Annotated in this window: 5 protein-coding genes; 2 read left to right on the top strand and 3 right to left on the bottom strand. The window is 75.2% G+C overall.

Going from position 1 to position 3749, the window contains the following annotated elements; translation table 11 throughout:
• The coding region (locus AB0O00_RS31560) for a hypothetical protein (protein ID WP_363657593.1) at positions 1–210 on the bottom strand (210 nt) is incomplete at its 3' end.
• 154 nt (positions 211–364) lie between these two features.
• Positions 365–790 (bottom strand): DUF5997 family protein, encoded by a 426-nt coding sequence (locus AB0O00_RS31555; RefSeq protein ID WP_363657591.1) that lies wholly within the window; start codon positions 788–790, stop codon positions 365–367.
• A gap of 67 nt (positions 791–857) precedes the next feature.
• Here AB0O00_RS31555 and AB0O00_RS31550 point away from each other — a divergent pair, with 67 nt between their 5' ends.
• Positions 858–1619, top strand: a complete 762-nt coding sequence (locus tag AB0O00_RS31550; protein WP_363657597.1) for a LysR substrate-binding domain-containing protein — start codon at positions 858–860, stop codon at positions 1617–1619.
• Between the two features lie 10 nt (positions 1620–1629).
• Here the strand turns inward: AB0O00_RS31550 and AB0O00_RS31545 are convergent, their stop codons facing one another.
• Positions 1630–2961, bottom strand: a complete 1332-nt coding sequence (locus tag AB0O00_RS31545) for a cytochrome P450 (protein WP_363657589.1) — start codon at positions 2959–2961, stop codon at positions 1630–1632.
• 240 nt (positions 2962–3201) lie between these two features.
• On the opposite strand from AB0O00_RS31545, the gene AB0O00_RS31540 reads away from it, so the two are divergent.
• A partial coding sequence (locus tag AB0O00_RS31540) for an amidase family protein (RefSeq protein WP_363657587.1) occupies positions 3202–3749 on the top strand: 548 nt, incomplete at its 3' end.

Genomic DNA, 3749 nt, shown 5'->3' with positions numbered 1-3749 from the left:
CCCGTCGAGGGGCACCGCGGCGAGCCGCGCCCCGAGCCCCTGGAGCAGCGCGCGGTGCTCCAGGGCGGCCTCCCGGGACGGGTCCGGCACCTCGTGGGCGTGGCCGGCGACCCCGCTGAGCGTGGCGCCGAACGGGTCGTACGCGTTCTCGGCGGCGAAGTACTCGTCGGCGAGCGCGGCGAGTTCGGCCTGGTGAGTCTGCTCGTTCATGAGAGGTGCCTATGACGAAACGTCATCCGGTGGCAACCCCTGTGACGGCATTGGCCGCTGCGGGTTCGTGCAGCCGGCCCGTGACGTGACGATGCCGGTCCCCGTCGCCCTGGGGCAACGCGGACCGGCATCGGTACTTCGGGGGCGGGGAGCGTCAGGCCTTCGCGTCCTTCGCGGCCTTGGTGGCGGCCTCCGCGGCCTCCTTCTCGTGCTTGGCCTTGATCCGGGCGGTCTCCTTGCGGACGTCCACCTGGTTGGCGCGCTCGTGCTGGAGCCAGAGCGGGTTCTCGGCCTTGAGGGCGTCGATCTGCTCGGTGGTGAGCGCCTCGGTCACCCCGCCGCGGGCCAGGCCCGAGATGGAGACGCCGAGCTTGGCGGCGACCACCGGGCGCGGGTGCGGGCCGTTCTGGCGGAGGTCCTGGAGCCACTGCGGCGGGCTCGCCTGGAGGGCGTTGAGCTCCTCGCGGGAGACCGGGCCGTCCTGGAAGCTCGCCGGGGCCGCGTCGAGGTAGATCCCCAGCTTCTTGGCCGCGGTGGCCGGCTTCATGGTCTGGCCGGTCTTCTGCTTGAGCGATGTCATGAGGACAAGGGTAAGGGAGTGCGCGGGCGCTCCCGGTCGCGGTCGGTAGCCTTGCCCTGTGACAGACATGCAGGTGAACCCGTCCTTCCGGCTCGCTTACGTCCCCGGCGTCACCCCTGGCAAGTGGGCGCGCGTCTGGGGCGAACGGCTCCCGGACGTTCCGCTCGACCTCCTCGCGGTGCCCGCCGGCGACGGCGAGCGGACGCTGCGCGAGGGCGGGGCGGACGCCGGCCTGGTGCGGCTGCCGGTGGACAAGGACGTGCTGAGCGCGATCCCGCTGTACACCGAGACCACCGTCGTCGTCTTCCCCAAGGAGCACTGGCTCGCCGCGGCCGAGGACGACGTCGCCCTCGCCGACCTGGCCGACGACGTCGTCTTCCACCCCCTGGACGACACCCTGGGCTGGACCGAGCTGCCCGGGCGCCCCGCCATCGAGCGCCCGGCGACCACGGGCGACGCGATCGAGCTCGTCGCGGCCAACGTCGGCGTCCTGCTGGTGCCGCAGTCCCTCGCCCGGCTGCACCACCGCCGCGACCTCACGTACCGGACGGTCGCCGACGCGCCGCAGTCGCAGGTGGCGCTGTCCTGGCCGCAGGAGCGGACGACGGACCTGGTCGAGGAGTTCATCGGCATCGTCCGGGGGCGGACGGTGAACAGCTCGCGCGGGCGCGGCGCCGCCCCGGCGCAGGAGCCGAAGAAGGCCGAGGCGAAGAAGGCGCCGGCCCGCAAGCCGCAGCCCCAGAAGGCGGGCCAGAAGCCCGCGCAGAAGACGGGCCAGAAGCCGAAGCCCGCCGCCGCCAAGCGCGGCAAGCCGCGGCGCGGCCGGTAGACCCGCCCCCTCAGCGGCGCAGCGCGAGGGTGGCGGTGAAGGGCCGCGGGCACATCGCGGCGCTGCGCAGGGGGCGCACCGGGCGGCCGGGGGTCGGGGTGACCGTCCAGCGGGAGGCGATGGTGGCGATGGCGAGGACGGCCTCCGTCGTGCCGAACGCGTCGCCGATGCAGCGGCGGGCGCCGGCGCCGAAGGGGGCGTACGTGCCCAGCGTGGGGCGGGTGGTGTCGAGCCAGCGGTCGGGGTCGAAGCGGTCGGGGCAGGGGAACAGGTCGGCCCTGCGGTGCAGCAGGTACGGGCTGAACAGGATGGTCGCGCCGGCCGGGACGCGGTGGCCGCCCAGCTCGGTGCCGTCCCCGGTGACGACGCGGCTGAGGAGCCACGAGACCGGGTAGAGCCGCAGCGTCTCGGTGACGATGCGCGCGGTCAGCGGCAGGGCGGGCAGGTCCTCGTGGCGGGCGGGGCGGCCGTCGAGGACGGTGTCGAGCTCGGCGTGCAGGCGCTCGCGGACGGCCGGGTGGGCGGCGAGCAGCGTCCAGGCCCAGGAGAGCGTCGCGGCGGTGGTCTCCATCCCGGCGAGCAGGAAGGTGATCACCTGGTCGTGGATCTCGCCGTCGGTCAGGGCGCTGCCGTCCTCGTCGCGGGCGGCGAGCAGCATCGACAGCAGGTCGTGGTGGTCGGTGCCGGCGGCGCGGTAGTCGGCGATGAGGCGGCGGGTGATCTCGGCGAGGTCGGCGCGGGCGCGGTGGTAGCGGCGGTTGCCGGGGGTGGGGATCCGGTCGGTGCCGGGCAGCGGCACCATGATCCGCCGGGCGACGCCGTGGGTGACGACGTCCATGGCCCGGTGGACGGGCAGGGCGCCGGCCCGCTCGTGGGCGGCGAAGAGGCAGCGGGCGGTGACGGCGGTGGTGAGGCGGTACATGGCGGCGGGGACGTCGACCACCTCGCGGTCGCGCCAGGGCGCGGTGACGCCGGCGATCTCGTCGGCCATCAGCGCGGCGTAGCCGGGCAGCCGGTCGCGGTGGAACGCGGGCTGGATCATCCGGCGCTGGCGGCGGTGGGCGGCGGCCGGGCAGGTGGCGAGGCCGTCGCCGAAGACCTCGCGGGCCTTGTCGACGACGAGTCCGCCCTTGTCGTAGGTGCGGTCCTCGGTGAGCATGCGGCGGACGAGGTCCGGGTGGCAGGCGACGTACGCGTCCATCGGGCCGAGCCGCAGCCGGACGAGGTCGCCGTGGGCGGGCAGGCCGGCGACGAAGTCGTACGGGCGGCGGACGAAGGCCGGGACGTGGCCGAGCAGGGGCAGGGCGCCGGGGGCGGTGGCCGAGGTGTACTGGGTGGGCACGGGCGTCACCTTGGGGTGCGGGGGTAGGTGAACGGCAGCTTCCCCGGCGGGAGTCGGCGAAACGATCGCCCGGCGGCGGGCGGGTGAACATGGGGGCGTGTGCCGAACGTCCGTGCGCCGTCCGGGGGTTGACGCCTGCTCCGGTCGGCGCGGCGTGGCGGGCTTTCCGCGGGCGCCGTCGCGCGCCTAGACTGCCAACCTCTTGCGAGACTACCGGTCAGTAGGAAGTGGGGAGTTGGGATGGCCGACGAGCGGGTCCACGCGTTCACCGACGACGCCCTCGGCGAGCACGACGCGGTGGCGCTCGCCGCCCTCGTGCGCGCCGGCGAGGTCAACCCCCGGGAGCTGGTCGCCGCGGCCGTCGCCCGCGCCGCCCGCGTCGACGACACGCTGCTGCCCGTCGCCCACGCCTCGTACGACCGGCCGCGGATCAGCCGCGAGGGCATCGGCGGGCCGCTGTGGGGCGTGCCGACCTACCTCAAGGACAACGTCGACCTGCGCGGCCTGCCCACCGGCAACGGCAGCGCCGCCTACCGGGCCCGGCCCGCCCGGCGCAACGCCCGCTTCGCCGACCAGTTCCTCGCCACCGGCCTCGCCGTCCTCGGCAAGACCCGGCTGCCCGAGTTCGGCCTCAACGCCTCCACCGAGTTCGCCACCGCCCAGCCGGTCCGCAACCCGTGGAAGCCCTCGCACTCGCCCGGCGCCTCCTCGGGCGGCGCGGCGGCCCTGGTCGCCTCCGGCGTCGTCCCGATCGCGCACGCCAACGACGGCGGCGGGTCGATCCGCAT

This window comes from Kitasatospora sp. NPDC093558 (assembly GCF_040683475.1).
Classification (GTDB): domain Bacteria; phylum Actinomycetota; class Actinomycetes; order Streptomycetales; family Streptomycetaceae; genus Kitasatospora.
Note: the sequence above shows the minus strand (reverse complement) of the source record. Positions and strands in the feature narration are given on the sequence as shown.